Genomic DNA, 261 nt, shown 5'->3' with positions numbered 1-261 from the left:
GTATCCGGGTGGGATCAAGCCCCATTAAAATCACAATAAATGACGGCATCATGGTGACGCTACGGCGCACCCAGAGCGGGATATGAAAGCGGATAAACCCTTGCATAACCACCTGCCCCGCCAGCGTGCCAACCACGGTAGAGGAAAGCCCTGCCGCCACCAGACTTAAACCAAACACGGTTGCCGCAGCATGACTTAACAGCGGTTCAAGCGTCAGATAGGCCTGGTCCAGGTCTGCGATACCAGTATGCCCGCTAAAGT

At 55.2% G+C, this 261-nt stretch carries 1 protein-coding gene; it reads right to left on the bottom strand.

The annotated features are described in order from the left end of the window. Positions 1 to 261 (bottom strand): Nramp family divalent metal transporter (locus FDX22_RS31645; protein WP_255433009.1); only part of this gene is annotated, 261 nt, incomplete at both ends.

This window comes from Citrobacter sp. TBCS-14 (genome assembly GCF_005280805.1).
Lineage (GTDB): Bacteria > Pseudomonadota > Gammaproteobacteria > Enterobacterales > Enterobacteriaceae > Citrobacter > Citrobacter gillenii.
This window is presented reverse-complemented; position numbering and strand designations above follow the sequence as displayed.